The sequence below is a fragment of the Flavobacterium sp. genome, assembly GCF_029242675.1.
In the GTDB taxonomy this organism is placed as follows: Bacteria; Bacteroidota; Bacteroidia; order Flavobacteriales; family Flavobacteriaceae; genus Flavobacterium.
Genome location: NZ_JAQWTM010000323.1, coordinates 1 through 2,547, shown reverse-complemented (window position 1 = coordinate 2,547; position 2,547 = coordinate 1). Strand labels below are relative to the sequence as shown.

2 protein-coding genes are annotated in these 2,547 nt (G+C 33.5%); both read left to right on the top strand.

The window, feature by feature from the left end:
* Nucleotides 1-591: type IX secretion system membrane protein PorP/SprF (locus P8M54_RS11895; RefSeq protein WP_300288086.1), on the top strand; the 591-nt coding region annotated here is incomplete at its 5' end.
* Nucleotides 592-603: 12 nt separating this feature from the next.
* Nucleotides 604-2,532 carry an OmpA family protein gene (locus P8M54_RS11890; protein ID WP_300288085.1) on the top strand — a complete coding sequence of 643 codons (1,929 nt, stop codon included), beginning with the start codon at nucleotides 604-606 and terminating at the stop codon, nucleotides 2,530-2,532.
* Nucleotides 2,533-2,547: the final 15 nt, after the last annotated feature.

Here is a 2,547-nt window from a genome sequence, read left to right as displayed (position 1 = left end):
CAAGGCAAACTTTCTTTTGGTGTTAAAGGAGGGATTAATATATTAAATATTGATTATGACAGATTAAGCAGATATCAAAACGAACCTACGACGCTTAACAATGATATGAGAAGTAATATTGCGCCTAACATAGGAGCAGGTCTTTATTTTCATGATGACAAATTTTATGCAGGTCTTTCTGTTCCTAATATTCTAGAGACAAAATATTTTGACGATGCTTCGTTCTCCGTAGCCAAAGAAAAAATAAATTTGTATTTCATAAGTGGCTATGTATTTGATTTAAATCCAAGTTTTAAATTTAAGCCTACCGTATTAGTAAAAGCAGTTGTTGGCGCCCCTTTACAACTAGACCTTTCGGCTAATTTTATTTATAATGATAAATTAACGATAGGAGTAGCACATCGATTAGACGCTGCATGGAGTGCAATGGCAGGATTCAACGCAACCGACTCTATTTTGTTAGGTTTCGCTTATGATAGAGAATCCACTGAGCTAGGTAATACAAAATTTAACGATGGTTCTTTTGAATTCATTGCTCGATTTGAATTATTCAATAGATTCAATAAATTATTAACACCGCGACACTTTTAAAATACTACAGCTATGATATTAATAAAAAAAATAACGACCGTAGTCTTATTTATCTTCGCTAATGTACTTTTAGCGCAAGATGGTAAGGTAGAGAAGGGGCACGAAAATTTCGAAAATTATTCCTTTTCTCCAGCAATTGATATTTACAAGAGAGTAGCAGAACAAGGTTATCAGTCTCCAGAACTGTATCAGCGTATGGCAGATTCTTATTACTTTAAAGGTGATTTAAATGAATCAGCAGCTTGGTATGAAAAATTATATAATTCAAACAAGAATTTAGCTTCAGAGTACTATTTTAGATATGCACACGCGTTAAAAGCTATAGGTAATATCACCGAAGCTAGAAAGATAATGGATGAATTTGTTCGTAGTAAACCTACTGATAATCGCTCTGTCATTCTTGCGTCTAATCAAAATTACTTAAATAAAATAGAGAAAAATTCAAATCGATACAATGTCTCCCTTTTAAAGCAAAACACCCTAAAGTCAGATTATGGCGCTGCATTTTACAAAGATAAGATAGTATTTGCAAGTACTAGAAATACGGGTGTTCTTTCAAAAAACATTCACAAATGGGACAATGAATCATTCACGGAGTTATACGTGGCTTCTATCGAAAAAGATGGACAGCTTTCTAATCCTACAAAATTTTCGAAAACAATAAATAGTAAGTTTCATGAGGCTACACCAGCATTGAGTCCTGATGGTAAAACCTTGTACTTTACGAGAAATAACTACATTGATAAAAAAAGGAAAAAAGATAATGAAGGTTTGACGCGTCTAAAAATCTATCGAGCTACATTAAATAGCGCAAACGAATGGGGCAATATCATTGAGATGCCTTTCAATTCTGATGCGTACTCGTGTGCACATCCTGCATTAAATAGGACCGGTGATAAAATGTATTTTGCTTCAGATATGCCAGGAACTATAGGGGCATCTGATATTTTCGAAGTTGACTTATTCTTAGATGGTACTGTAAGTACTCCTAAAAATTTAGGTAGAGAAATCAATACAGAAGGTAGAGAAACATTTCCTTATATAAGCGAGGATGGTGTATTGTATTTTTCCTCTGATGGATTACCTGGCCTTGGTGGCTTAGATGTATTTGCTGCAAAATTCAAAAATGATAGTACTTTTTCTTTTGTCGAAAATATTGGAAGCCCCATCAATAGTAGTATGGACGACTTTAATTACATAATCAATATAAATAATAGACTTGGTCATTTTTCTTCAAATAGGCTAGGAGGCAAGGGAGGAGATGATATTTATACCTTAGAAGAATTAAGTCCATTAAACAGTATAAATACAACTAATAACGTTATAATCGTGAAAGATTTAGATACTAAGGAAGTAATTGCTAATGCGGTTGTTTCATTAAAAGATCTTGAAAACATCGAGGTTAAAAACTCTAATACTAGTGCTAAAGGTAGTGTAGCTTTTGATAAAATACCTTTACAACAATATTTAGCAAAAGTTAAAAAAGAAGGTTACGCTACTAATGAGAAAATTGTTAATGCTTTTGCAAAAGAGCAAATAATATTTTTAGAAAAAGAAATTTATGAAGCCAGCCTGGGTGATGACTTAGGGAAGATATTAAAATTAAGCCCAATTTTATTTGATACCAATAAATGGAATATTAGGGGAGATGCTGGCTTTGAAATTGCAAAGGTAGTAGCGGCGATGACTGTACATCCTAAATTAAAAATTGCCATTAGGTCACATACAGACAATCGTGGTACTGCGCAATCAAATATGATCTTATCTGAAAAAAGAGCGCAGTCAACAATGGCATTCATGTTGTCTAAGGGAATCTCAGCAGACAGACTTACAGCAAAAGGATACGGCGAAAGCGAACCTGTGATTGCTTGTGAGGATTTAAACTGTACTGATGAAGCTCTTCAAAAGAATAGAAGGTCAGAGTTTATTATTGTAGAATAATTAATTATCAAAATG

What these genes read in the sequence shown, in the direction of transcription:
- P8M54_RS11890 (WP_300288085.1), top strand. Translation starts at nt 604, where the DNA reads ATGATATTAATAAAAAAAATAACGACCGTAGTCTTATTTATCTTCGCT.